Below are 23,822 nucleotides of genomic sequence, written 5' to 3' on the forward strand. Positions count from 1 at the left end.
AAGATCACACTATGATAAGCCCCCATCTGCAAACCCGCCTGAGTTCCATTGCGCGTTCGGTATCGTCCGGCGGCAGTCATCTCAACATTTCGTTCGAGTTTTTTCCGCCCAAATCGGAAGAGATGGAACTGAGCCTGTGGAACTCTATCCGTCGTCTTGAAGGGCTCAATCCGTCGTTTGTGTCGGTGACCTATGGGGCGGGCGGCTCGACCCGTGAGCGTACCCATAGGACAGTTAAACGTATTCTGGACGAGACCGCGCTTAAGCCCGCCGCCCACCTGACCTGCGTGGAGGCGTCCCGCGAAGAGGTCGATGAGGTCATCCGCGAATACTGGGATGCTGGTGTGCGCCATATCGTGGCCCTGCGTGGTGACCCGCCGACAGGGTTGGCCGACGGGCAATATACCCCGCGCGCTGATGGTTATCAGAACGCCACTGAACTAACGCAGGCCATCAAGCGCATTGCCGATTTCGAGGTCAGCGTCGGCGTTTATCCGGAAAAACATCCGCAGTCGCCATCGCTGGATTTCGATCTCGATGTCCTGCGTCAAAAGGTCGATGCGGGCGCCACACGCGGCATCAGCCAGTTCTTCTTTGAGCCGGAAACCTATTTGCGATTTCGGGACGCGGTGGCCGATGCCGGTATTGAGATTGAGCTGACGCCGGGGATCATGCCGGTCACCAACTTCAAAGGCTTAAAGCGCATGGCCGCCGCCTGCGAAGCCCATGTGCCTAACTGGCTGGCGGAGTTGTTCGACGGGCTGGATGACGATGCCGAAACGCGCAAGCTTTTGGCGTCGGCGGTGGCGGTTGAGCAGGTGCTGGAGCTTGAGCGCGAAGGGGTGACCAATTTCCATTTCTATACCCTCAACCGCGCTGAACTGGTCTATTCCATCTGCCGGGTGTTGGGTGTTAAGGAGGCTGTTATATGAACCGCACAGACAGAGTGCCCGCACTTTATGCGGCGGCACTGCGCTCAATGAGCGAAGCGTTAGCGCAACTTAAAAAAGGTGCCGCATGAACCGCACAGACAGAGTGGTCGCTCTCAAACAGGCGGCACAAGAGCGCATCCTGATCCTTGATGGCTCATGGGGCGTGATGATCCAGCGCCGTGACCTGAGCGAAGAGGATTTTCGCGGGGAACGATTTGCCGATCACATCGGCCAGATGAAGGGCAATAACGATATCCTGTGCCTGACGCGGCCCGACATCATCACCGATCTGCATAATCAGTATTTCGAGGCCGGTGCGGATATCAGTGAGACCAACACCTTTTCGGCCACGACGATTGCGCAGGATGACTACCATCTGGACGCGCAGGCGTGCTGGGATATCAACTATGAAGGCGCAAAGCTTGCGCGCGCTGCCGCCGATGAATGGACGGCCAAAGAGCCGCATAAGCCGCGCTTTGCCGCCGGCTCGATTGGGCCGCTCAATAAGATGCTCAGCATGTCATCGGATGTGAATGATCCGGGCGCACGGCTGGTGACCTTTGATCAGGTCTATGAGGCCTATAAACAGCAGGTGAGGGCGCTCTATCAGGGCGGCGTTGATCTCTATCTGATTGAAACCATCACCGATACGCTCAATTGCAAGGCCGCGTTGAAGGCGATTCTGGACCTTGAAGACGAAGAACAGGAAAAGCTGCCGATCTGGATTTCCGGCACGATTACCGACCGTTCGGGGCGGACTTTATCGGGCCAGACCGCCGAAGCTTTCTGGAACAGCGTCAAGCACGCCAAGCCGTTTGCCATCGGCTTTAACTGTGCGTTGGGGGCTGATCTGATGCGCCCGCATATCGCGGAGTTATCGCGCGTGGCCGATACGCTGGTGGCGGCCTATCCCAATGCTGGCCTGCCCAACGCGATGGGCCAGTATGATGAACAGCCCCATGAAACGGCTCATGAATTGCATGAATGGGCGAAAGACGGCATCGTCAATATTCTGGGCGGCTGCTGCGGCACGACGCCCGACCATATCCGCCATGTGGCCGATGAAGTGCGCGGCATCACACCGCGCCCGGTGCCGGAGCGCCCCAAGGCGATGCGTCTTTCAGGCTTAGAGCCGTTTGAGTTGATCTGATGACTGATAAAATGGCCGACCTGTTCAAAGACCCTGAACACGCCCGCACCTATGCCGAGCGGCCACGGAAGATCATTCCGGGGTTTGACGGTCTGCACCGCATTATGGCGCAACTGATCGGTGAAGCGTCACCGGCACAAACGTTAGTACTTGGTGGCGGTGGTGGGCTGGAGCTCAAAACCCTGATGGATGCCTTGCCGGACGGTCGGTTCTGCGCCGTTGATCCGTCAGCGGAAATGATCGCGCAGGGTAGGGCTTACTTAAGCGATCCGGCATTAGTGGAATGGGTCGAAGGGCTGATCTTTGATGCGCCGGATGGGCCGTTCGATGCCGCGACCTGCATGTTGACCCTGCATTTCGTGCCCGATGACGGCGCAAAGCTGGAGACTCTCAAGGCCGTTAAGGCACGGCTGAAACCCGGTGCGCCTTTCTTCATGGCTCACATGAGCGTCGATAAGGATGACCCCAATTCGGATCAGAAGTTTGATCGCTACCTTCGCTATGCTCAGGACAGTCAGCTCGATCCCAAGGTGCTGAAGGAAGCCCATGAGCGGGTGCGCACCGGATTGAACACAGTCGGCCCTGAACGCGATGAGCAGCTTTTGCGGGAGGCCGGTTTCAGCGGGATTGAGCTTGTGTTCAAAGGCCTGTACTGGTGCGGATGGATCGCTTACGCCTGACGGGAGATGAGTAATGAGTGCCTGGAATACTGGCCCTTTTGACAATGACGACGCGGCCGATCTGATCGCCAGCGGTGACTTAAGCTGGCGGCGATTGCAAAAAGAATTTGACGACGTCCTGCACGCTCACGGTTACCTTCAGGCCCCTGACGCCAGCGAAGCTCTGGCCGGGATTGCCCTCGTTGCGGCGAAACTGGGGGGCAAAGGCGTACTGCCGGCCAAACTGTCAGGCCTGCCCGCAAAGCTTGGCCCCATGCCGGAAAAGCTGCCGGGACTGGCCCTGAAAGCCCTACTGCGCATTCGGGGCGAGGATTCGGAACTGAATGAGATGTGGCAGGAAAGCGAAGACTTTGCCGACTGGGTCAAAAGGCTTGACGACATCGAGGCGGTTCTGATGCGGGCCGTATAATCCCGCCAAGAAAACGCATACATTTTAGACTCTAATGCTTTAATAGGCTCTCATGAGACCTTCCTTTATCAATATCGGTGAACGCACCAACGTCACCGGCTCCGCCAAGTTCAAGAAACTCGTCATCGAGGGCAACTATTCCGCAGCCCTTGATGTCGCACGTCAGCAGGTCGAGGCCGGGGCCGCGATCATCGACGTGAACATGGACGAAGGGTTGCTCGATTCGGTGGTGGCTATGCGCACCTACCTGAATTTGCTGGCGGCTGAGCCTGATATCGCGCGCGTGCCGGTGATGATCGACTCATCCAAATGGGAGGTGATCGAAGCCGGCCTGAAATGCTTGCAGGGCAAGGCGATCGTCAACTCGATCTCCATGAAGGCGGGCGAGGCCGAGTTCAGGGAACAGGCCGTCAAATGCCTGCGTTACGGGGCTGCCGTCGTGGTCATGGCCTTTGATGAGGTGGGGCAGGCCGACACCGCCAAACGCAAGATAGAAATCTGCACCCGCGCCTATAATATTCTGGTGAACGAAGTCGGGTTTCCGGCCGAAGACATTATTTTCGATCCCAATATCTTTGCGGTCGCGACCGGTATCGAAGAACACGATAACTACGCCGTGGACTTCATTGAGGCGGTCAAGGTCATCAAGGCGACCCTGCCCTATGCGCGCATATCGGGCGGGGTGTCGAATGTGTCGTTCTCCTTCCGCGGTAATGAGCCGGTCAGGCGCGCGATTCACTCGGTGTTCCTGTACCACGCCATCAATGCTGGCATGGATATGGGTATCGTCAATGCCGGTGACCTGCCGGTCTATGACGATATTGACCCGGAACTGCGTGAGGCGGTCGAAGACGTTATATTAAACCGTAAGCAGCGCCATAATGTGTCGAACACCGAATATCTGGTGGATCTGGCGCCCAAGTACAAAGGCGAAAAAGGTCAGGTCGAGGCCAAGACCCTGGCCTGGCGCGAAGGCACGGTCGAAGAACGCCTGAAGCACGCTTTAGTTAACGGGATCACCGAATTTATCGACGCCGACACCGAAGAGGCCCGCCAGCAAGCGACGCGGCCTCTGCATGTCATCGAAGGCCCGCTGATGGCCGGGATGAATGTGGTCGGCGACCTGTTCGGGGCGGGCAAGATGTTCCTGCCGCAGGTGGTCAAATCCGCCCGCGTCATGAAGCAGTCCGTGGCCTATCTGATGCCGTTCATGGAAGAAGAAAAACAGCAGCATGTGGCCGACGGCGGCACCTATCAGGCGGCGGGCAAGATCCTGATGGCCACGGTCAAGGGCGATGTTCACGATATCGGTAAAAACATCGTTGGCGTCGTACTGCAATGTAATAATTACGAAGTCATTGACCTTGGGGTCATGGTGCCGGCTGACCGGATTCTGCATGAGGCGAAGGAACATAAAGTCGATATGATCGGGCTTTCCGGTCTGATCACGCCGAGCCTCGATGAGATGGTGTTTGTGGCGCGTGAGATGCAGCGCACGGGCTTTGATATTCCGCTGCTGATCGGCGGGGCGACAACCTCCAAAACCCATACAGCGGTTAAGATCGAACCGGGCTATAGCAACGATCAGGTCGTCTATGTGCTCGATGCCTCCCGCGCCGTCGGGGTGGTGTCGCAACTGCTGAGCGAGACTGATAAGGCGAAGTTTGTCGCCGATACCAAGGCCGATTACGTCAAGGTGCGCGACGCTTACGGTAAGGGCGACAATAAGCCCCGCTCGGATCTGGCGGAGGCACGCGCGCGCAAATTCAACGTCGATTTTGCGGCCGAACCGCCGGTTGCCCCGTCGTTTCTGGGCGTGCGCACCTTCAGCCCCTATGACCTGAATGATCTGGCCGAGCATATTGACTGGACGCCGTTCTTTGCGACCTGGGAACTGGCCGGGCGCTTCCCCGATATTCTGGACGACGATATTGTCGGTGAAGCCGCGCGTGGATTATATAAAGATGCGAAAGGTATGCTGGCACGGATACTGACTGAGAAATGGTTTGAAGCCCGCGGCGTGGTCGGGTTCTGGCCGGCTAATGCGACCGACGATGACGATATCGAAATCTTTGAGGACGAGGGCCGCACTAAGGTCATCGCCAAGTTCCACACCCTCAGACAGCAGATGAAAAAGCCGCGCGCCGATCAGAGCAATCTGGCGCTGAGCGACTTTATCGCTCCCAAAGGTACGCCTGACTGGATCGGCGGCTTTGCGGTCACGGCGGGGCATGGTGAGCTGGAAATCGCCAAAAAATTCAAAGACGCGGGCGATGATTATAATGCGATCCTGGCCACTGCTTTGGCTGATCGTCTGGCCGAAGCCTTTGCCGAAAGCCTGCACAAAAAGGTGCGCCGTGAACTGTGGGGCTATGCGGCGGACGAAGACCTTGATATCGCCGGTTTGATCGCCGAGCAGTACAAAGGCATCCGTCCGGCGCCGGGCTATCCAGCCCAGCCCGACCATACCGAAAAATGGACGCTGTTTGACCTTTTGGATGCGCGGGCGCGGACAGGTATGGAACTGACCGAAAGCCTCGCCATGACCCCGCCTGCGTCGGTTTCCGGCATGTATTTCGCCCATCCGAAAGCCCACTATTTCGGCGTCGGCAAGATCGAAAAGGATCAGGTTGAAGACTATGCCCGCCGCAAGGGCTGGGCCGTCGATCAGGCCGAGCGGTGGTTGTCGCCGATCCTCAATTACGTTCCGTAAGGGTCTTTTATGGAATGGTCAGCGGTAGGGGATGAATTTGAAAAATTGATCGCGGCAAATGAAGATTTTAGTGAGGCAACAATCAGAAATGCCAAGGACTTACTGGTTTATGTTTCGGAAAACTGTGCCGAAGGTGATGGGTATCCAAGGGGTATTGGCCAACAATCTGTTTTAACTGGAACGCAGCGCAACCGGATGCAATTTCTGTTGAAGTGTTCGAAAGTAGCTATGAATTTTATGTTTTTAAACACCAATCATTCCAGGTTTACGAATATGATCATGTGCCGGATGCCCCTTTGCCTGATGAGCTTATAGAGCGCTTGAAGCAGATTGCGCTCTAAGAACTCCCCCTGTTGCAGGGGGAGCTTCTATTTGATCTTATGGATCAAATAGAAGAGGGGGTAAAATGACGGATCAAACTTGTCAATTGGCAAAAGCATTACGCGCTGACATGTCCCTGCCGGAAATGCTGGTTTGGTCGCGCCTTAAACAGCGTCAACCCGGAAAACCCGTGTTCCGCAGGCAATATCCCATCGGCCCTTATGTTGCGGATTTTTACTGTTCCAAGGCGCGACTGGTCATCGAAATTGACGGTATGGCGCATGATATAGGCGATCGTCCAGAGCGCGATATTGTGCGCGATAAATGGCTTAAGGATAAAGGTCTTGAGGTTTACAGGATAGCGGCAAGGGATGTATTGGCTGATCCGGAAGAGGCGGTTGAAGGGATTATTATTGTAACCTTGAATCGCCTGAATTTGCTCGCGCTGTAAGGTTACCCCCTCTTTTATTTGATGAGAAATCATCAAATAAAAGCTCCCCCTGCAACAGGGGGAGTTCTTAAGAAGATAATTTTGATGCCTGAATCCGAAACCCGCAAACAAAAATCCATCGCGTTTCTGAAATCCAAAGGCGTGGCGGTGCTGGCCACCCTGCCGGAGATCGAAGAGGCGGCAGATGTTAAAATCCGCTCCGGTGCAGATATTGTCCGTCGTGCCATGTGTCTGACCACGGTGGCCAATGCGGCGATTAAGAATGATATCTCGGTCGCGCGGGCCTATGTCAAAAAGCACGATCTGGCCGAACATCTGTCGCCCGAAGAGCAGGCGTTCTTAGAGGCCGATGACATCTCTGAGTCTGCCGCCATTCAGTTTTCATGGCGCATCGAAGCCGCCATCCCGCTGATGTGGGCGATCGGGGTTTATCCTGAGCTATGGTTTCCGGATGATGAGGTCGATGTGTCGGATGTCATCGACTACTGGATCGCCTTTAATCACCCGGATATCACCCGTATCGGCCACCGCGATGTCCATGAAATTTTAGACGAAGCCGACCTGATTTACCGCCTGCACTGGGCCGTGCGTCAGGCCAAGATTGACAGCACCGAACAGCCCGCTAACCTGCATCCCGGTGTGGTGCGGGAGCGGCATCAGGCGCTGAACTGGCTGATTTGTTACGAAGATGACGACTGGGACGATGTCGGCACCGATACCTGACTATTTCTTACGCTCTTCAAACAATATCGCCTCATACATCTTGGCGTCGCGCAGCCAGCGCATATAGGCCGACAGCACCGCGAAAATCAGGCCGTAGGTGCCCGCCCGCCACAGGCCACGACCGGCGAACTGTTTCAGGAAATAGACCGGCAGCCCGAACCACAGACGCAGCTTCAGAGAAGCCTTCGACTTGCGTTTACCGTCGCGGGCGCGGGCGGTCGAGCGGCCATTATATTTGGCCACCACATGCTCAACGTCTTTAAAGGCATAGTGCAGCAATATCCCTTTGAGCGTCGGTACAGACTCACTCTTGGGGATCGGCAACTGATCCCAGATCTTATGCTCCGGCATCCGGTATTTGCGCCGGTCATAGAGCTTGCGCCGAAACGACGGGTTAAAATCCCACCACGGTTCACCCGCAGGTGGGGCATGGACCATCTTGATCTCATAGGCCGAGGCGGCCGGTTCACCGTGTGCAAACAGGGCACGAATTTCGGCGGCTAACTCCGGCGTGATGACCTCATCACCGTCGATATCCAGCAGCCAGTCATGGCGGCAAGCCGCTTCGCCGATGCGCTTTTGAAAACCATTGCCGGGCCAGGGATTGTGGATGACTTTGGCACCCGCGGCTTCGGCCAGTGCCACTGTGCCGTCGTTTGACCCGGCATCGATGACGATGACTTCATCCGCCACGGTCAGAGCCGCGCGCACGACGTTTTCGATATTGCGCGCTTCGTTATGGGTGCGGATATAGCAGGACAGGGGCAGGGCGTTGGGTGCGTCGGTCATGACGCATCCATATCAGCAAACCGTAGTTTTACAATAACCTAAACGGCGGCTATGGCGTACCAGGTCAGCCATCCAAGGCTGCCAATTTGCAGGGCGATCAACGCGTACATCTTAACCAGAAAGGACGGTTTTGAAGATTTATGGCGCAGCCTGTAGGTGCCGATCAGGGCCGATGGCCACCCGCCTAGCAGGCATAGCCCCAGCAGACGCCGCTCCGATACGCGACGCGCCCCGTGAACCGCGTATTTCTTGTCCATAGCCCAGACCACATAGGTCAGAAAATTGACCATGCCCAGATATAGAGCCAGATAGAACCATATCGTCATAAAGGGTTATATGACCCAGAATGCTGAAAATAGGGTTTAAAATCAGGGTTAACAAACCGTTATGCGGTATTTAGTTCTTTTTCTTGCCCCAACCCAAACGCGCCTTGAGGCCGTCTGCCCATGATGGCTTATCCTCGGCAGGCGTAGCCTCAGCGGTCAGGCTGGCGGGTTCCGGTTTGACGTCTTGAGGTGCGGCGGCGGGCGGTTCATCGCCCAGTACGCGTGATTCGCGCGCCTTGGGTTGATGCACATCCAGCGCCGTCCGCTCTGACGCGGGCTTGAGCGCTTCGGTTACAATCCGGGCCTCATCCTCGGTTTGCAGTTCCGAAAACAGCTTAGGCCGACCAGAAATATTGAGCGCCGCCGTCTCACACACGCCGGGCAGGGACCAGGTGACATAGGCCCCGACCGCCTTATCCAGATCAGCACGGCGGGCCTCTTCCCAGCCGTCGTAACCGCTCTGGCGGGCCAATTCGGCGCGCTCGCGGCCTTTTTCAGTCTTGCCATCTTTAGACAGGGTAAGGGCGGCCTCATAGGCCCGCAGGTAGGATTGACCAATGGCCTGCATGTCGGCGCTTAAGGGTTCAACCGCGCTGATGCGCTCCGCCATCATCATATGACCGGATAGGGCGCCGTGGCACCACGCGACCTTGGCGAAGTCGTCGGCGGGGGCGTCCTCGATCTGCGGCGTGTGCAGCAGTTGCGCCTTGATGCCGCTGACATTGGTCGAAATCGGACCGTCGGTTGACTGAGCGGCGTCCTGCGCCAGCAATGGAGACACTGATACTGTGGCGATAAGCAGGGCAAGGCAGGAAGATTTCAGCGCAAAGGACAACGGATAAGCTCCAAAGGGGATAATGCGCTCAAGCAGCGAAGCGGTAGCGCGAACTAAAATGCTGTGACACTATTACACAGGCAGGGCCTGCAAAAGCTATGATTTATTATGCCTGTAATTACGGCGAAAATATAAGCGCCCAATAATAATGACAGCCTTACAAAAACTTAAGTTCGCGCTTGCGAAAAAAGCCGCTATGATGGTGAGGATATGTCATTCTGGAAGAACCTCGCGCAGTTGGCCGTCCGGCAGTTTGATCCGGCCGAATGTCCTGACTGCCCCAAAGGCCCGCCGGGCCGTGATCCGGCCTTTGCGACGGCGGTTACGGCTTTGGGTGCAAAGCTGGCCAAGGCCGACGGTCTGGCCCACGACATCGAACAGCAGGCGTTTCTTGATGTCTTCAGCCCCGAAGCGCGCTCTGAGCGTGATGTGTTGCGGCTGTACGATCTGGCGCGTCAGACCTCTATCGGGTTTGAAGCCTATGCCCAGCGTCTGGCCAGACGCTATGCTCGCCTGCCGCATATATTGGAAAACGTGCTGGAGGGGTTGTTTCACATTGCCCTCAGCGACGGCACCTTAAACCATGCCGAAGAGACCTATCTGGAAACCGTGGCGCGGTTATTCGGCATTGAAACGCCCATCTATCGACGGATCAAATCGTCATATGTCGCGCTTAATGACAATGATCCCTATGTTATTTTGGGGCTCAATCCGGATGCCCATGACGGGGAAATCAGGTTGGCGCGAAACAAACGCCTGTCAGAGTTCCATCCGGATAAGATTGCCGGACGCGGCCTGCCGCCCGAATATATCACGCTCTATAACCACAAATCCGCAGCCATCAATCAGGCCTATGCCCAGATCATGGGTGAGCGCGGTTTGAACTAATTTGAGGCTGATTTTGTCCGCATACGGGACATGCGGCACAAAAATAGCGCACTTTTGTGAAGAATAGGGTAAAAATTCTGTAAAAACGAAGTTAAGGCCGCCGTACATGGTTGACCTTTGCCTCATTCATGCCAATCTGATGGCTTAAGAGGTTTGTGAGTGTCCCAGATAGCGGCGGGGCATGTGTGTTTAGGCTTTGTTTTAGGGGTACACCGATGAACGGTTACACAAAAACATTCGAAGCTATTCATCGGGTTGGTGGCGTATTTGGTAGTCGCTATCAGCCCTGGGGCCGCCTGCGCCGGAGAAACCTCATGTCAAGACTTACCCATATCGCGTTCATGACCTTGCTGGGGCTGGGGGCACTCGGTGCGCTCGCCGTCATGCTGGTGTTTGCCTCCGCTCTGGCCGTGCTGGCGGTGATCGGTTTGGGGGCGGCGACGCTGGTAGCCCTGTTTACCCGCAAGCCTCTGCGGGTGACGGTGCGCTGTAAGTCTGATCAGGCTGCCAACGGCGTCTTTGAAGCCAAAAAAGAAGGCAATACCTGGGTGGCGTACAAGTAACCTCTGGTCAGATTTAAGAATTTTGAAAACGGAAGGTTCTGCCTTCCGTTTTTTTGTGTTTAAACAGCGGCCATGATCGAATTACCGTCCCCCAACTTTAACGAACGCACCGCACCGGTGGATATGATCGTGCTGCACTATACCGGCATGGAAACGGCGGGCGCGGCGCTCGACCGGCTGTGCGACCCGCAGGCCAAGGTTTCCGCGCACTATGTGATCGACGAAGACGGCACGGTATACCGCCTTGTCGCCGAAGCGCGCCGGGCCTGGCACGCCGGGGTGTCGTTCTGGAAGAGCGAGACCGATATCAACGGCGCCTCCATCGGCATCGAGATTGTCAATCCCGGCCATGAGTTCGGCTATCGCGACTTTCCGCCGGAACAGATCGAGGCGCTGGTGCTGCTGCTGGATGATATTCGCGACCGCTGGGATATTCCCGATCACCGTATCCTGGGCCATTCCGATGTCGCCCCTGAGCGCAAGGAAGATCCGGGTGAGTTGTTCCCTTGGGCGTATCTGGCGCAGCGCGGGCACGGCCTGTGGGTTGAGCCGGATCTGCCGCCGGCCAAACCTTCTGGTGAATCTGTTATGGGGCCGCCGCTCGATATAAGCGATGTCGGCCTTGGGGTGTTTTCGCTGCAAAGCGCGCTGGGCAAGCTTGGCTATAACATCCTGGCGGGCGGGCCTTATGACGATCAGACCAAAGCCATCGTCACGGCCTTTCAGCGTCACTGGCGGCCGGAAAACATAGATGGCCGCGCCGATGCCGAAACCCGCGTGCGCCTGATGGCGCTGCTGCGGCATGTCACCCTTTTGATGGAGTAAGTTATGAACCCGGTGCCGATCAAAGGCTTTGACGCGCTGATCCTGATGATTTCGGGTCTGTGGGGGCTGGCGGGCGTCATGCTGTTGGCGGCGGGGGCGCATGCCGATCCGCGCCTGACGACGGCAGGTATGTTTTTGCTGTTCCACGCCGCGGTCGTGATCGGCCTGCTGCCGACGCAGATTTTGGGGCCAAAGCTGAAATTGGCGGTGCTTTTGCTGCTGCTGGCCGGTGCGGGTGTGTTTGCCGGTGATATAGTCATGCGGGTGACGCGCGGGGCTGGCCTGTTGCCGATGCTGGCCCCGGTCGGGGGCACCCTGTCTATGGTGGGCTGGCTTGGCATACTGATTGGGTCGGGGCTTAAGCTGTTTGAAAAACCGCAGAACCCTTGATTTCAATCTGATTTACGCGCAAAGAAACGCGTATCAGATGGCCGGGCGGTCGCGGAACCTTTGCGGGTTTCGAGGAAAGTCCGGGCTCCACGGTAACAGGACGGCGGGTAACGCCCGCCGGGGGTGACCCCAGGGATAGTGCCACAGAAAGCAAACCGCCAACTCTTCGGAGTCGGTAAGGGTGAAAGGGTGCGGTAAGAGCGCACCGCGTTCATGGTAACATGAACGGCACGGTAAACCCCGTCCGGAGCAAAACCAAATAGGGGCGGCGCGTAAGGTTTCGGCTTTACAGGGTGTTACTACCCCAGCACGTCCGGGTCGGTTGCTTGAGCGGCTCAGCAATGAGTCGCCCAGAGGAATGATCGCCACGCGGCAACGCGTACAGAACCCGGCTTACAGGCCATCTGATATTTTCGCGCTCAAGGAGCGAAGCGTTAGCGCAACTAAAAACATCTCCTCGCGAAGAAAGTTTTTGCCCAAGCGGGCAAAATACTTTTTCGCGTTATCGGAGCTGTGAAAAATTCTTTTGAAGCCATGAGGCTAGAAGCGACTCTTCAAGAATTTTTCGCTTTATCGAGCTTTACCTCCCCGGCGTGCCGGGGAGGGGGACCCCGCCAATTCATTGGCGGGGTGGTGGCTTCCTAGTTGTTTATAACTATTTGCCTTAATTGGTGAGCCTCTAGCCTCCCCCCTCCGTCATTTCGCTGCGCTCAATGCCACCTCCCCCGCCAAAGGCAGGGGAGTATAATCTGCACCCATTTCCCCTGCATATTAACGCCGATTCAATCTGTTACGCCGAAAATAGCCGTGAAACGCCGTGTTCTTAATTTGTTCCAAGTTGTTGTTTTTGGGTCGAAATTCCCCAAAAGTGTCATTTGGAGTCATTGCATCCCAATTCATCCCATGTTAACCCTATATTAGTCGTCGGATGAGGTGCGCCGGGCGGGCTGGCGCGCACCGTAGGTTGTGAAAAGGGAGCGGGCAGATTTTAGCCTGAGTGCGAGGGGTGTTTCTCTCACATGTTGAGAAGCAGCTTGATGCCAAGCGGAGATTGCTGATCCCGCAGGACTTCCGCACGACCGCGAATTCAGGTTCCGCAGGCCCAAAAGCTGCCACCCCTGATGCCTTTGAGGGCGTCTATTGCTTTGCCTCGATCGAAGCCGACTGCCTTGAAGGTGGCGGCGCAGAATTTTTTGACCGTTATCGCCAGCTTATTGAAAGTTACGCCGTGGGATCGCCGGCCCGCAGGGCATTGGAGCACAAGATTTATGGGGGGATGCACCGCTTAAGCTTTGACGCGGCGGGCCGCATTACCTTGCCGGATAGTCTGTGTCTCAAATTCGGCCTGAGCGATAAGGCGCTGATTGTCGGCCTTTATGACCGTTTCCAGATCTGGGAGCCCACGGCCTACGCTGCCTATCAGGCTGAGCAGGATCAGCTTGCCCGCGAAGTCCTGTCGCAGAGGGGGGCTTAAGATGTCCCAATCTGTTCACATGTCGGTGCTGCTTGATGAGGTTCTGACGGCTCTGGGCGATATCAAGGATAAGCTGGTCGTCGATGGCACCTTTGGCGCGGGTGGTTATACACGCGCGTTTCTGGAGCATGGTGCCAGGGTCATTGGCTTTGATCGCGATGCCCGTGTAAAGCCCTATGTAGATGCGGTATCGGCTGAGTTTCCGGACAGCTTTCAGTGGATCAACCGCCCGTTCTCGGAAATGGCCGAAGGGCTGGCGGATGTGGGTGTTGAGGCCGTCGATGCGGTTGTGCTCGATATCGGTGTCTCGTCCATGCAGCTTGATGAGGCCGAGCGCGGGTTTTCGTTTATGCGTGACGGGCCGCTCGATATGCGTATGAGTATCGATGGCCGCTCAGCCGCCGATATCGTCAACGAAGACAGCGCCGAGGATATCGCCCACGTTATCTGGCTCTACGGTGAGGAGCGTAAATCGCGTGGTATTGCTGCTGCCATCGTGCGCCGCCGCGCCGAGCAAAAGTTTGAGCGCACACTCGATCTGGCTGAGGTGGTCGAGCGGGCTCTGGGTGGGCGCAGAGGGGCTCCGGTCCATCCGGCGACGCGCACCTTTCAGGGCTTGCGTATTGCGGTCAATGACGAACTGGGTGAGCTTGAGCGCGCCCTCGAAGTGTCTGAAGCGGTTATCAAAACGGGCGGCGTGCTGGCGGTGGTGACCTTCCACTCGCTCGAAGACCGGATCGTCAAAAACTTCTTTGCCGAGCGTTGCGGTAAGCTGCCGTCGGGATCGCGTTATGCCCCGGAAGTCAAGGCGGCCAATGATCCGACTTACGAACTGGTCACCCATAAGGCGCAGGGGCCGTCAGACGCTGAACTGGCGCGCAATCCGCGGTCGCGTTCGGCCAAGCTGAGGGCCGGACGGCGCACGGCGGCGGCAACGTGGTCTGAACAAACTGTTTCCGGCAAACCTTCGACGAATAAGGTGCGGTCATGAACGGCCTGTTGAATGTGTTCGAGCAACGCGTGCGCGGAGTCCGGCTGGTGGAACTGGTCGGCATTGTGCTGTGTCTGGCGATGATGTTTGGCCTCGGCTGGATCAAGATGCGCGAAGACGCCGACGTAAAACGCCTTGAAGCCCTCAAGCGCGATATCGTGGCTGAGGCCGAGCAGGTGCAAACTCTGCGCGCGGCGGTCGCTCAGCTTGAACAACCGAAACGGATTGAGGCGCTGGCCTCGGTCTATCTGGGCATGAAGCCGGTCGATTCCCGCCACGAAGCCAATCTTGATTCATTGGTGGAAATCTCACGCGGGCAGGGTGCAGGTGTGCGCGGTGTTGAACGGCCAGCCTCGCCTGTGCCGCCTATGCCGGAAGCGCCTTCGGCAGTGCCGCCGGTAGCGCCCACGACGGATACAACCACCACAGAACCGCTGGTGATCGAACATACGGTGGAGGGCACGCGATGAAATATTCTATTCCGTTTGTCCCATCGTCTGGTGGCTTTCAGTGGGTGGCCGACAGCGTCTGGAAGGTCGAGCACGCCTTTGAGCGCGCCCATGTCGAAGGGCAGACCCAGGAAAATACCGCCCAGCGCATCTTTTTCATTCTGGCGCTCATCGCCTGCATGTTTGCAGTGCTGATGATTTTTGCTGTTAAGGCGGCGCTGTTTAGCGGCGTCGATGGGGTCTCTGGTGCGCCGGTGTCGCCGGGGGCGCGCTCTGAACTGGTCGATCGCAACGGCGCGCTGCTGGCCGCTGACGGCGAAAACTTCATTCTCTATGTCGATCCGACCGATATGATGGCGTCTGACCGGCCGCTGGTGAAGCGGGCGCTGATCCAGCTTTTGCCGGATGTGTCGCTGGAAACGATCGATAAGGCCCTGCGCGGCGATGGCCGGGCGCGGATCGCGGGCTGGCTGAAACCTTCGGATCGGGCACGTATCCTGAACTATGGCTTGCCGGGTCTGATCTTCGAGCCCGTGCGGGTGCGCACCTATCCGCTGGGCATCACGGGCGCCAGCTATATTGGTGCTACCGAACGCGGCGGCAAGGGTGTGGCCGGGGCCGAACGTGCGCTCAATGATGACATTGATCTGAGCATAGCCGCGCACGGCGGGGTGCCGGTTGAACTGGCTATGGATCTGCGGGTGCAGGGCGCGCTGGAGAACGAACTGCGCGCGGCGGCGGTCGATCAGCAGGCGCAAGGAGCCATCGGCATCGTCACCAATGTGCGCACGGGTGAGATTTTGGGCATGGCAAGCTGGCCGGAATATGATCCGAACCGCGCCGGCAGTTTTTCCGAGAACGAAAAGAAGAACCGTGCGGCGGCGGCGGTCTATGAAATGGGGTCTATCTTTAAGGTGATTTCGGTGGCTATCGGGCTTGAGACCGGCACCGCCTCGATCAATTCAGTCTTTGATGCCCGCGCGCCGTTTAAGATCGGCAGCCGTAAGATTTCCGACTATCACGCTGAGAATCGCGTCATGACGCTGGAGGATGTGTTTATCCATTCCTCCAACATCGGGGTGTCGCAACTGGCCGAAAGTGTCGGCATCGATACCATGACCAAGTTCTATGATAATCTGGGCCTGTTCCGGGCGGCGGATACCGAACTTTATGAATCGGCCCGCCCGATCATTGCCAAAAAATGGACAGCCAGCACTCTGGCGTCGACCTCATTTGGTCATGCCATGTCGATTTCACCTCTCGCCTATGCTCAGGCGTTTGGGGCGGTGGCCAATGGCGGCTATCTGCGTCCGCTGACCGTGCGCAAACATCAGCCGGGTCAGGTGCTTGACGGGGCGCGGGTCTTTTCGGCCAATACCTCGCGCCAGATGCTCGACCTCATGCGTATCAACGGCATCCGCGGCACGGGTACGCGTGCCAATGCGCCGGGTCTGCGGGTGGGCGGCAAGACGGGCTCGGCGGAACGCGTCGTCGATGGCCGTTACCTGCGCTCCAGCCTGTTCTCCAGCTATGTGGCCGTGTTCCCAACCGATGGCGCGATCGAAGACGACCGCTACATGGTGCTGATCATGGTCGATGACCCCAAGGGCTCAAAAGCCTCATCGGGCCTGCGCACCGGCGGGTTTGTGGCGGCACCTGTGGCTGGCCGTGTCATTGACCGCATAGCGCCGTTTGTTGGCGTGGCGCGCAAGGAAGACAAGTTTACTCAGGCGGAGTGGGACAAGGCTCCGGTCGTGGCCGAAGTCCAAAGCGGCGCTCAATCCGTTCCGGCACCCCCGGCCATGCCCGTATCGGGAGGTCAGTGATGAGTGTGGCCAAAACCGGAATGAAGCTGTCCGATATCCTGCGCCGCGATCTGGATCACGATCCGGTCGTCACCGGCATCACCGCCGATAGCCGTAAGGTGGGCGAAGGCGTGCTGTTCTGCGCGCTGCCCGGCACCAAGGTCGATGGCCGTGAGTTTATCCCACAGGCTCTGGCGGCGGGGGCGGCGGCGATTTTAACGCCGGACGATGGCGCAAAGACGCAACTGAAAACCGTCGTCGATAATATCGACAGCCTGATAAAGGTTGCCGATGTCCGCCGCGCCTATGCGCTGGCGGCCAAGACGTTTTATGGCGCGCAACCCAAAACCTGCGTGGCGATCACCGGCACCAATGGCAAGACGTCGGTGGCGACGTTCTGCCGGCAGATGTTTGCCCATATGGGCCGTAAATCGGCCAGCATGGGGACGCTCGGCGTTGTCAAGCAGGACGGGATTGTGGAAACCGCCATTACCGCACCGGGGCTTACGACCCCCGATGCCGCCGATGTGGCGCGCTATATGGCAGAGCTTGCCGCCGATGGTGTCACCCATATGGCGCTGGAGGCGTCATCGCATGGGATTGATCAGCGCCGGTTGGACGGCGTAACGCTTACAGCAGCCGGTTTCACCAATCTGACGCAGGATCACCTCGATTACCACGCCACGATGGACAGCTATCGTCAGGCCAAGCTGCGCCTGTTTGAGCAGCTTTTGCCACGCGGACGACAAGCCGTGCTTAATGCCGATTCGGATGCCTATAACGCCTTTGCGGCGACGGCGATCATGTCGGGCGCCAATGTCATGAGCGTGGGTGAACGCGGTCAGCACCTGACCCTCATCCAGCGCGATCTGATTGCCGATGGCCAGATCCTGCACCTTGATCACTATGGCAAACGCTATGAGGTCAAGCTACCGCTGGCCGGTCTGTTTCAGGCGTCGAATGCTTTGGTTGCGGCGGGGTTGTGTCTGGCGGCCGGGGAGGCGATTGATGATGTGCTGGCGTCGCTAACTCACCTGACCGGCGCGCGCGGCCGTCTTGAGCGGGTCGGCACGAAACCCAATGGCGCGGAAATCTATGTCGATTATGCCCACACACCTGATGGGCTGGAAACGGTCTTAAAGGCCCTGCGCCCCCATACCAAAGGCCGGTTGCTATGTGTCTTTGGGTGCGGCGGTGACCGCGATAAGACCAAGCGGCCGATCATGGGCGGCATCGCCCAGCGCCTGTCGGACCTGAGCTTTGTTACCGACGATAACCCGCGCTCCGAAGCGGCTGAGGTCATTCGGGCTGAGGTGATGGCGGGCATGACCGGCACGGGTGCCTATAAAGATATCGGGGATCGCCGGGCGGCTATTTTTGCGGCGGTGGGTGAGCTTGCACCCGGCGATGTGCTGGTGGTGGCCGGAAAAGGTCACGAGCAGGGCCAGATTATCAAGGGCGACATCTTGCCTTTCGATGACGCCGGTGTAGTGCTTGAAGCCTTAAACCAATAAAGGCGCGTAACCTCGCATGACCGAAGTTTTGTGGACGGCAAAGGAATGGGCGCAGGCCGTGGGCGGCACACTGGTTGACGCGACGGGCGAACACCTTAGTGATCAGGATGCCATTGCGGTCCATGCCTCTAACGTCAATTTCGACAGCCGCGCCATTGAGGTCGGTGATATCTTTCTGGCCCTCAAAGGCGCGCGCGATGGCCACGACTTTGTGGCCGGAGCGTACAAGGCCGGAGCGGCCTTTTGCGTCACGGAACGCGCTATAGACGGCGCGGTCTGCTGCGTGGTGGACGATGTGCAGACGGCGTTAGAGGCCGCCGCCGTCTATGCTCGCGACCGGGCGATTGGCTGCAAACGTGGCGCGGTGACCGGTAGTGTCGGTAAGACCTCGGTCACTCAGATGGTCATGGCGACCTTAAAACGCGCCGGTCGGGCCCATTCGGCGATCAAGAGCTTTAACAATCACATCGGCGTGCCGCTCACCCTGGTGCGGATGCCACGCGAAACCGAGCGCGCGGTGTTTGAAGTCGGCATGAACCACGCTGATGAAATTACCCCGCTGTCAAAATTTGTGGCCCCCGATGCGGTCATCATCACCACGGTCGGCGCGGTCCATACTGAAAACTTCCCGGACGGAGAATTGGGGATCGTCAAGGCCAAGGCCGAGATTTTTGACGGGCTGCAACCCGGCGGTTTGGCCATCCTCAATGCCGACAATAAATGGTTTGATGATCTTAAGGCGCGGGCTGAGGCGATCGATGCGAAGGTTGCGTCATTCGGTGAAAGCGTCGGGGCTGATGCGCTCCTGACCGGTTATGATGTCATAAGCGATCCTGATGGCGACTATGCCCGCATTCAGGCCGAAATCCACGGCCAGAGCTATGACTTCAAACTCTACACGACCGGAAAGCATCAGGCGGTTAACGCCATGTCGGTGCTGCTGATGGCGCAAGCGCTTAGGGTTGATTTAAAAGTCGCTATCGCTGCGTTAGAGGATTTCCGCCCTCTGGCCGGACGCGGCAGCGTGCGCCATGTCACGGTTGACGGCAAAGACATTACGGTCATCGACGAAAGTTATAATGCCAACCCGATTTCGATGACCGCGACCATCGAATCGCTTGGGGCGCGCAGCGTTTCTGCCGATCAGCGTAAAATCGTCGTACTGACCGACATGCTGGAGCTTGGGCCCGATGAGGCCGCTCTTCATGCCGGACTTTTGGGTGTGATTGAGGCGCAAGCCATTGATAAGGTTTACTGCGCGGGGCCGCTGATGACCAATCTGTGGCAGATAGTACCGCCCGCCCTTCAGGGGGGCTATGCGCCCACGGCATCCGAATTGATCGCGCCGTTAAAAGCGGACTTGCAATCGGGTGATGTGGTCATGATAAAGGGCTCCAACGGCTCCAAGGCGGGCCTGATTGCCGCTTCTTTAGTATAATTCTGGTTTAAGGTTTCAGACGGTTCATGTTTTACTGGCTCTACGAACAATATGCGGGGATGGCGAACCATATTCCGCTGCTGAACCTGCTGAAATATCTGACGGTGCGCATTGCGCTGGCGCTGGCGACGTCATGGATCGTGGCGGTGGCCCTGGGGTCGCGCTTCATCCGCTGGATGCGCTCAAAGCAGGGTAAGGGCCAGCCGATCCGCGAAGATGGTCCCGCCGGACACCTGTTGACCAAAAAAGGCACGCCGACCATGGGTGGGCTGATGATTCTGGCCGGTATTCTGGTGGCGACCCTGCTATGGGCGGACCTCAGTAACCCGGCAGTGTGGGTGGTGCTGGGGGTAACGCTGGCGTTCGGCGGCTTAGGCTTTATCGATGACTACGCCAAGGTGACCAAGCAATCCTCAGCCGGTTTGTCGTCGATACAGAAACTGATTGCGCAGACGGTTGTCGCTGTTATTGCCGTGTGGGCTTTGGTTGCGTTCGGGCCTCAGTCGCCGACCTCACCGGAATTGCATACCTCACTGGCCGTGCCCGTGTTTAAGAATTTCCTGCTTAATCTGGGCTGGTTTTATGTCGTGTTTGGGGCTGTGGTCATTATCGGCGCATCCAATGCGGTCAACCTGACGGATGGTCTGGATGGCCTCGCTATCGTGCCGGTTATCTTTGCCGCCGGCGCCTTTGCGCTGATTTCCTACCTCGTCGGCAACTATGTATTTGCCGGTTATCTGAATGTCCATTTTGTGCCGCGCGTTGGCGATGTGGCCGTTATATGTGCGGCCATTATCGGCGGTGGCATGGGCTTTTTGTGGTACAATGCGCCGCCGGCCAAGATATTTATGGGCGATACCGGATCGCTGGCTCTGGGCGGCGGTTTAGGGGCGGTCGCGGTGACGACCAAGCATGAGATCGTGCTGGCCATTGTCGGCGGTCTGTTTGTTGTGGAAGCCCTGTCGGTCATGATTCAGGTCGGCTATTTCAAGCTGACAGGTAAGCGCGTGTTCCTGATGGCGCCGATCCACCACCATTTTGAAAAGCTGGGCTGGGCGGAATCGACGGTGGTTATCCGGTTTTGGATCATCGCGGCGTTGCTGGCCATGATTGGTCTGGCGACGTTAAAGTTACGGTAAGCAAGGGCCCCCACCACCACGACCATCAATGGTCGCGGTCCCCGGCACCGGCCGCCCGGCTCCCCAGTAAACTGGGGAGGTATAACAAAATAATACCTCCCCAACTCGGTTGGGGAGGGGGACCGCACGAAGCCCGTTTACGGGCGAGATGTGGTGGTGGGGGCATCTTTATGGAGAGTTCGGTTTGATTCCGGTCAAAGGTTTTGAAGGCAAACGGGTGGCCATTTTCGGTCTGGGTCGTTCAGGCTTAACCGCCGCGCGCGCGTTGAAAGCCGGGGGGGCGGAGCCTCTGTTGTGGGACGATAAGCCTCAGAACATGCTGGCGGCTACCAAAGAAGGCTTCACGATTGAGAACCTGAAATCCGCCGACTGGTCTGAGATTGACGCCCTGATGCTGTCGCCCGGTGTGCCGCTGACCCACCCTGAACCGCACTGGTCGGTGGTGGCGGCAAACGCAGCGAATGTGCCGGTGCTGGGCGACATCGAACTGTTTGCCCGCACCATTAATGCCTTGCCGGAGCGTAAGCGCCCGAAAACCATCGCCATTACCGGCACCAACGGCAAATCGACGACCACCGCCCTGATCGGGCATATCCTGAAAGCTGCGGGTAAAAACGTTCATGTCGGCGGCAATATCGGCATCGGCGTGCTCGATCTGCCCGCGATTGAGCCGGGCAGTGTCTATGTGATTGAGACCTCCAGCTACCAGCTTGACCTGACCCATAGTTTCAAGCCTGACGTGTCGGTGCTGATGAACTTTTCGCCGGATCATCTGGATCGCCACGGCGATATGGACGGTTATATCAAGGCCAAGCTGCGCATCTTTGCGGGTCAGGGCGCATCCGAGACCGCGGTAATCGGCGCCGATGATCAGTGGACGCAAGGGGTGCTGACCGAGATGAATTCTCATCCGTCGGTCAAACTGATCCCGATTTCCGCCCGCCGAACCTTGGGGCGCGGGGTCTATGCCCTGAACGGCATGATCTATGACGCCACGACCGATCGCGCCAAGGCGGTGTTCGATCTGAAAACAGCGCGCTCACTGGTCGGGCGGCACAACTGGCAAAACGCCTGCGCGGCCTATAGTGCCTGTAAGGCGCTGGGGTTAAGCGCAGAGGTCATCGCGGCGGGGCTGAAATCCTTCCCGGGCCTTGATCACCGGATGCAGGAAATCGGCCGGATCGGTAAGGTGCGTTTCGTGAACGATTCCAAGGCCACCAATGCTGATGCGGCACGGCAAGCCATGTCGAGCTATGATCAGTTTTACTGGATTGCCGGTGGCCGTGCCAAGGCCGGTGGGATCGAGAGCCTGTCGGATCTGCTCCCGCGGGTGAAGGGGGCTTTCCTGATCGGGGAAGCGGCGGAGTTGTTTGAAAAAACGATAGGTGCCGCAGCCCCTTGCGTTCAATCGCGCCATTTGTTTACCGCCGTGGCTCAGGCCTATGCCGAGGCTGAAAAGACCGGCAAGCCAGAGGTCGTGCTGCTGTCACCGGCCTGTGCGTCCTTTGACCAGTTCCCGGATTTTGAGGCCCGTGGGGATGCGTTCAAGGACGCGGTGGCGGAGATATCGAAGTCGATTATTGCGGGGGCGGCGTCCTAACTCTAAGAACTCCCCCTCTTGGAGGGGGAGATGAAATCAAACTCGTTTGGTTTCAGAGGGGGTAACTTACGGCACCTTAACCCCGTCTGATAATTTTGAGGTCTCAAAATCATCAGCTCCCCCTGCATCAGGGGAGTTCTGACCATAAAAATTTCAGCACAGTTAACATCCGTTAACCCTCATCCTCTAAACCTGAAGCCTTACGCATAATCCGTCATTTTCAGGTGAGATCATGGCCACCGGTTTCGCTCAGGCTTTTTCCCGCACCGACCGCAGGCCGATGGCCATGTGGTGGTGGACGGTTGATCGCGCCACCATGGTCATGGTCGCGTCGCTGATCATTGTCGGGCTGCTGTTTTCGTTCTCGTCATCGCCGGTGGCGGCGGCCAAGATTGGGGCCCATTCGCCGATCTATTTCACCCAGCGCCATATCCTGTTTGCAGTGGCGGCGATATCGGTGATGATGGCGATTTCCATGCTGTCACTGAAAGGCGTCAAGCGCGTCAGTGCCGCTATCTACAGCGTCTCGATCCTGATTATGATCCTGCTGCCGTTCATCGGCCATACCTCAAAGGGTGGGCAGCGCTGGCTGAACCTGGGCTTTTTCAAGCTGCAACCGTCTGAGTTCCTCAAGCCCGCCTTGATTATCCTGATTGCCTGGATGTTTGCCGAAGGACAAAAAGGCAAGGGCGTGCCGGGGGTGACCATCGCCTTTTGCCTTTATGTGCTGGCGGTGGCGCTGCTGCTCATTCAGCCGGATGTGGGGCAATCCTTGCTGATTACCATCGCGTTCGGCGCCTGTTTCTTTATCTCCGGCGTGCCGGTGCGCTGGATCGTCGGGTTGGGGGCCAGTGTCATGGCGGCCTTGGTTGGGCTGTTTTTCGTGCAGCCGCACTTTCGCAACCGCATCATGGGCTTTATCAATCCGGACGGTGACAAATATCAGGTCAATGCGGGCTTGTCGGCGATTTCCAACGGTGGCCTGTGGGGGCAGGGTATCAACGAAGGCACGCAAAAGCGCTTCATCCCTGATCTGCATACCGATTTTATCTATTCCGTGATCGGTGAAGAGGCGGGCCTATTCTGGTCGCTGGCGATCATTCTGGTCTTTGGGGTTATCGTTATTCGCGGCCTGATCAAGGCTATGTCGATGAGCGATCCGTTCCGCCAGATCGCCACGTCAGGCCTCTACATCATGCTGGGGACGCAGGTATTTATCAACATCAGCGTCAACTTAGGCGTCATTCCGCCCAAGGGCATGACCTTGCCATTTATTTCTTATGGCGGATCGTCCTTGCTGGCTATGGGGTTGACGATGGGCTTTATTCTGGCCCTGACCCGAAAGCGCTCAGGGGAATTGCCGGTCAATGACGACAAAGACCCGACCAAGTGGTAGGTTCGTCCACCTTAAAATTCC

At 57.6% G+C, this 23,822-nt stretch carries 24 protein-coding genes and 1 other RNA gene; 22 read left to right on the forward strand and 3 right to left on the reverse strand.

Annotation, left to right across the window (positions count from 1 at the left end):
* Nucleotides 1-11: 11 nt before the first annotated feature.
* The 8 genes from metF to IE102_RS06395 all read left to right on the forward strand — a co-directional run bounded on the left by metF (nt 12) and on the right by IE102_RS06395 (nt 7,379).
* Nucleotides 12-932 carry a methylenetetrahydrofolate reductase [NAD(P)H] gene (gene metF / locus IE102_RS06360; protein ID WP_189485567.1) on the forward strand — a complete coding sequence of 307 codons (921 nt, stop codon included), beginning with the start codon at nt 12-14 and terminating at the stop codon, nt 930-932.
* 85 nt (nt 933-1,017) lie between these two features.
* On the forward strand, nt 1,018-2,082 hold the full coding sequence (locus IE102_RS06365) for a homocysteine S-methyltransferase family protein (RefSeq protein WP_189485568.1): 1,065 nt from the start codon (nt 1,018-1,020) through the stop codon (nt 2,080-2,082).
* Nucleotides 2,082-2,762 (forward strand): class I SAM-dependent methyltransferase, encoded by a 681-nt coding sequence (locus tag IE102_RS06370; RefSeq protein WP_189485569.1) that lies wholly within the window; start codon nt 2,082-2,084, stop codon nt 2,760-2,762. Before IE102_RS06365 ends, IE102_RS06370 begins: the two co-directional genes overlap by 1 nt.
* 13 nt (nt 2,763-2,775) lie before the next feature.
* Nucleotides 2,776-3,171 (forward strand): DUF4259 domain-containing protein, encoded by a 396-nt coding sequence (locus tag IE102_RS06375; RefSeq protein ID WP_189485570.1) that lies wholly within the window; start codon nt 2,776-2,778, stop codon nt 3,169-3,171.
* Nucleotides 3,172-3,223: 52 nt separating this feature from the next.
* Complete coding sequence (gene metH / locus IE102_RS06380; protein WP_189485571.1) at nt 3,224-5,884, forward strand: methionine synthase; 2,661 nt, start codon at nt 3,224-3,226, stop codon at nt 5,882-5,884.
* A 9-nt stretch (nt 5,885-5,893) separates the two neighbouring features.
* The gene (locus tag IE102_RS06385) at nt 5,894-6,199 is read left to right on the forward strand and encodes a hypothetical protein (protein WP_189485572.1); all 306 of its coding nucleotides are present in this window, start codon (nt 5,894-5,896) and stop codon (nt 6,197-6,199) included.
* Between the two features lie 91 nt (nt 6,200-6,290).
* Entirely contained in the window at nt 6,291-6,656 is a 366-nt protein-coding gene (locus IE102_RS06390) for an endonuclease domain-containing protein (protein WP_189485573.1), read from the forward strand.
* A gap of 84 nt (nt 6,657-6,740) precedes the next feature.
* On the forward strand, nt 6,741-7,379 hold the full coding sequence (locus tag IE102_RS06395; RefSeq protein WP_189485574.1) for a DUF4272 domain-containing protein: 639 nt from the start codon (nt 6,741-6,743) through the stop codon (nt 7,377-7,379).
* On the opposite strand, the gene IE102_RS06400 is transcribed toward IE102_RS06395, so the two are convergent.
* From IE102_RS06400 to IE102_RS06410, 3 genes are all read right to left on the reverse strand, one after another.
* Nucleotides 7,380-8,168, reverse strand: coding sequence for a glycosyltransferase family 2 protein (locus tag IE102_RS06400; RefSeq protein ID WP_189485575.1), 789 nt, complete (start codon nt 8,166-8,168; stop codon nt 7,380-7,382).
* Between the two features lie 38 nt (nt 8,169-8,206).
* Nucleotides 8,207-8,494: a DUF1294 domain-containing protein gene (locus IE102_RS06405; RefSeq protein WP_189485576.1), complete on the reverse strand. Its 288-nt coding sequence runs from the start codon at nt 8,492-8,494 to the stop codon at nt 8,207-8,209.
* A 70-nt stretch (nt 8,495-8,564) separates the two neighbouring features.
* Nucleotides 8,565-9,329 (reverse strand): hypothetical protein, encoded by a 765-nt coding sequence (locus IE102_RS06410; protein ID WP_189485577.1) that lies wholly within the window; start codon nt 9,327-9,329, stop codon nt 8,565-8,567.
* 210 nt (nt 9,330-9,539) lie between these two features.
* On the opposite strand from IE102_RS06410, the gene IE102_RS06415 reads away from it, so the two are divergent.
* The 14 genes from IE102_RS06415 to IE102_RS06480 all read left to right on the forward strand — a co-directional run bounded on the left by IE102_RS06415 (nt 9,540) and on the right by IE102_RS06480 (nt 23,801).
* Complete coding sequence (locus IE102_RS06415) at nt 9,540-10,217, forward strand: TerB family tellurite resistance protein (RefSeq protein ID WP_189485578.1); 678 nt, start codon at nt 9,540-9,542, stop codon at nt 10,215-10,217.
* 314 nt (nt 10,218-10,531) lie between these two features.
* Nucleotides 10,532-10,780 (forward strand): hypothetical protein, encoded by a 249-nt coding sequence (locus IE102_RS06420; protein ID WP_189485579.1) that lies wholly within the window; start codon nt 10,532-10,534, stop codon nt 10,778-10,780.
* A gap of 72 nt (nt 10,781-10,852) precedes the next feature.
* A complete protein-coding gene (locus IE102_RS06425) occupies nt 10,853-11,605 on the forward strand; it encodes an N-acetylmuramoyl-L-alanine amidase (protein WP_189485580.1) in 753 nt (250 codons plus the stop codon).
* Nucleotides 11,606-11,608: 3 nt separating this feature from the next.
* A complete protein-coding gene (locus IE102_RS06430; protein WP_189485581.1) occupies nt 11,609-11,995 on the forward strand; it encodes a DUF423 domain-containing protein in 387 nt (128 codons plus the stop codon).
* Between the two features lie 33 nt (nt 11,996-12,028).
* An RNA gene (rnpB, locus tag IE102_RS06435) (RNase P RNA component class A) lies at nt 12,029-12,407 on the forward strand.
* A 594-nt stretch (nt 12,408-13,001) separates the two neighbouring features.
* Nucleotides 13,002-13,469: a division/cell wall cluster transcriptional repressor MraZ gene (locus IE102_RS06440; protein ID WP_189485582.1), complete on the forward strand. Its 468-nt coding sequence runs from the start codon at nt 13,002-13,004 to the stop codon at nt 13,467-13,469.
* A 1-nt stretch (nt 13,470) separates the two neighbouring features.
* Entirely contained in the window at nt 13,471-14,460 is a 990-nt protein-coding gene (gene rsmH, locus IE102_RS06445) for a 16S rRNA (cytosine(1402)-N(4))-methyltransferase RsmH (protein ID WP_189485583.1), read from the forward strand.
* Nucleotides 14,457-14,930, forward strand: coding sequence for a cell division protein FtsL (gene ftsL / locus IE102_RS06450; RefSeq protein WP_189485584.1), 474 nt, complete (start codon nt 14,457-14,459; stop codon nt 14,928-14,930). Before rsmH ends, ftsL begins: the two co-directional genes overlap by 4 nt.
* Nucleotides 14,927-16,735 (forward strand): peptidoglycan D,D-transpeptidase FtsI family protein, encoded by a 1,809-nt coding sequence (locus IE102_RS06455; protein WP_189485585.1) that lies wholly within the window; start codon nt 14,927-14,929, stop codon nt 16,733-16,735. The genes ftsL and IE102_RS06455 overlap by 4 nt, the downstream gene beginning before the upstream one ends.
* Nucleotides 16,735-18,228 carry a UDP-N-acetylmuramoyl-L-alanyl-D-glutamate--2,6-diaminopimelate ligase gene (locus IE102_RS06460; protein ID WP_189485586.1) on the forward strand — a complete coding sequence of 498 codons (1,494 nt, stop codon included), beginning with the start codon at nt 16,735-16,737 and terminating at the stop codon, nt 18,226-18,228. The genes IE102_RS06455 and IE102_RS06460 overlap by 1 nt, the downstream gene beginning before the upstream one ends.
* Before the next feature lie 16 nt (nt 18,229-18,244).
* Nucleotides 18,245-19,666 (forward strand): UDP-N-acetylmuramoyl-tripeptide--D-alanyl-D-alanine ligase, encoded by a 1,422-nt coding sequence (locus IE102_RS06465; protein WP_189485587.1) that lies wholly within the window; start codon nt 18,245-18,247, stop codon nt 19,664-19,666.
* 26 nt (nt 19,667-19,692) lie between these two features.
* The gene (gene mraY, locus IE102_RS06470; protein WP_189485588.1) at nt 19,693-20,805 is read left to right on the forward strand and encodes a phospho-N-acetylmuramoyl-pentapeptide-transferase; all 1,113 of its coding nucleotides are present in this window, start codon (nt 19,693-19,695) and stop codon (nt 20,803-20,805) included.
* A gap of 184 nt (nt 20,806-20,989) precedes the next feature.
* Complete coding sequence (murD, locus tag IE102_RS06475) at nt 20,990-22,405, forward strand: UDP-N-acetylmuramoyl-L-alanine--D-glutamate ligase (protein ID WP_189485589.1); 1,416 nt, start codon at nt 20,990-20,992, stop codon at nt 22,403-22,405.
* A gap of 232 nt (nt 22,406-22,637) precedes the next feature.
* On the forward strand, nt 22,638-23,801 hold the full coding sequence (locus IE102_RS06480; RefSeq protein ID WP_189485590.1) for an FtsW/RodA/SpoVE family cell cycle protein: 1,164 nt from the start codon (nt 22,638-22,640) through the stop codon (nt 23,799-23,801).
* Nucleotides 23,802-23,822 lie beyond the last annotated feature (21 nt).

The sequence above is a fragment of the Asticcacaulis endophyticus genome (genome assembly GCF_014652575.1).
Taxonomy (GTDB): Bacteria; Pseudomonadota; Alphaproteobacteria; order Caulobacterales; family Caulobacteraceae; genus Asticcacaulis; species Asticcacaulis endophyticus.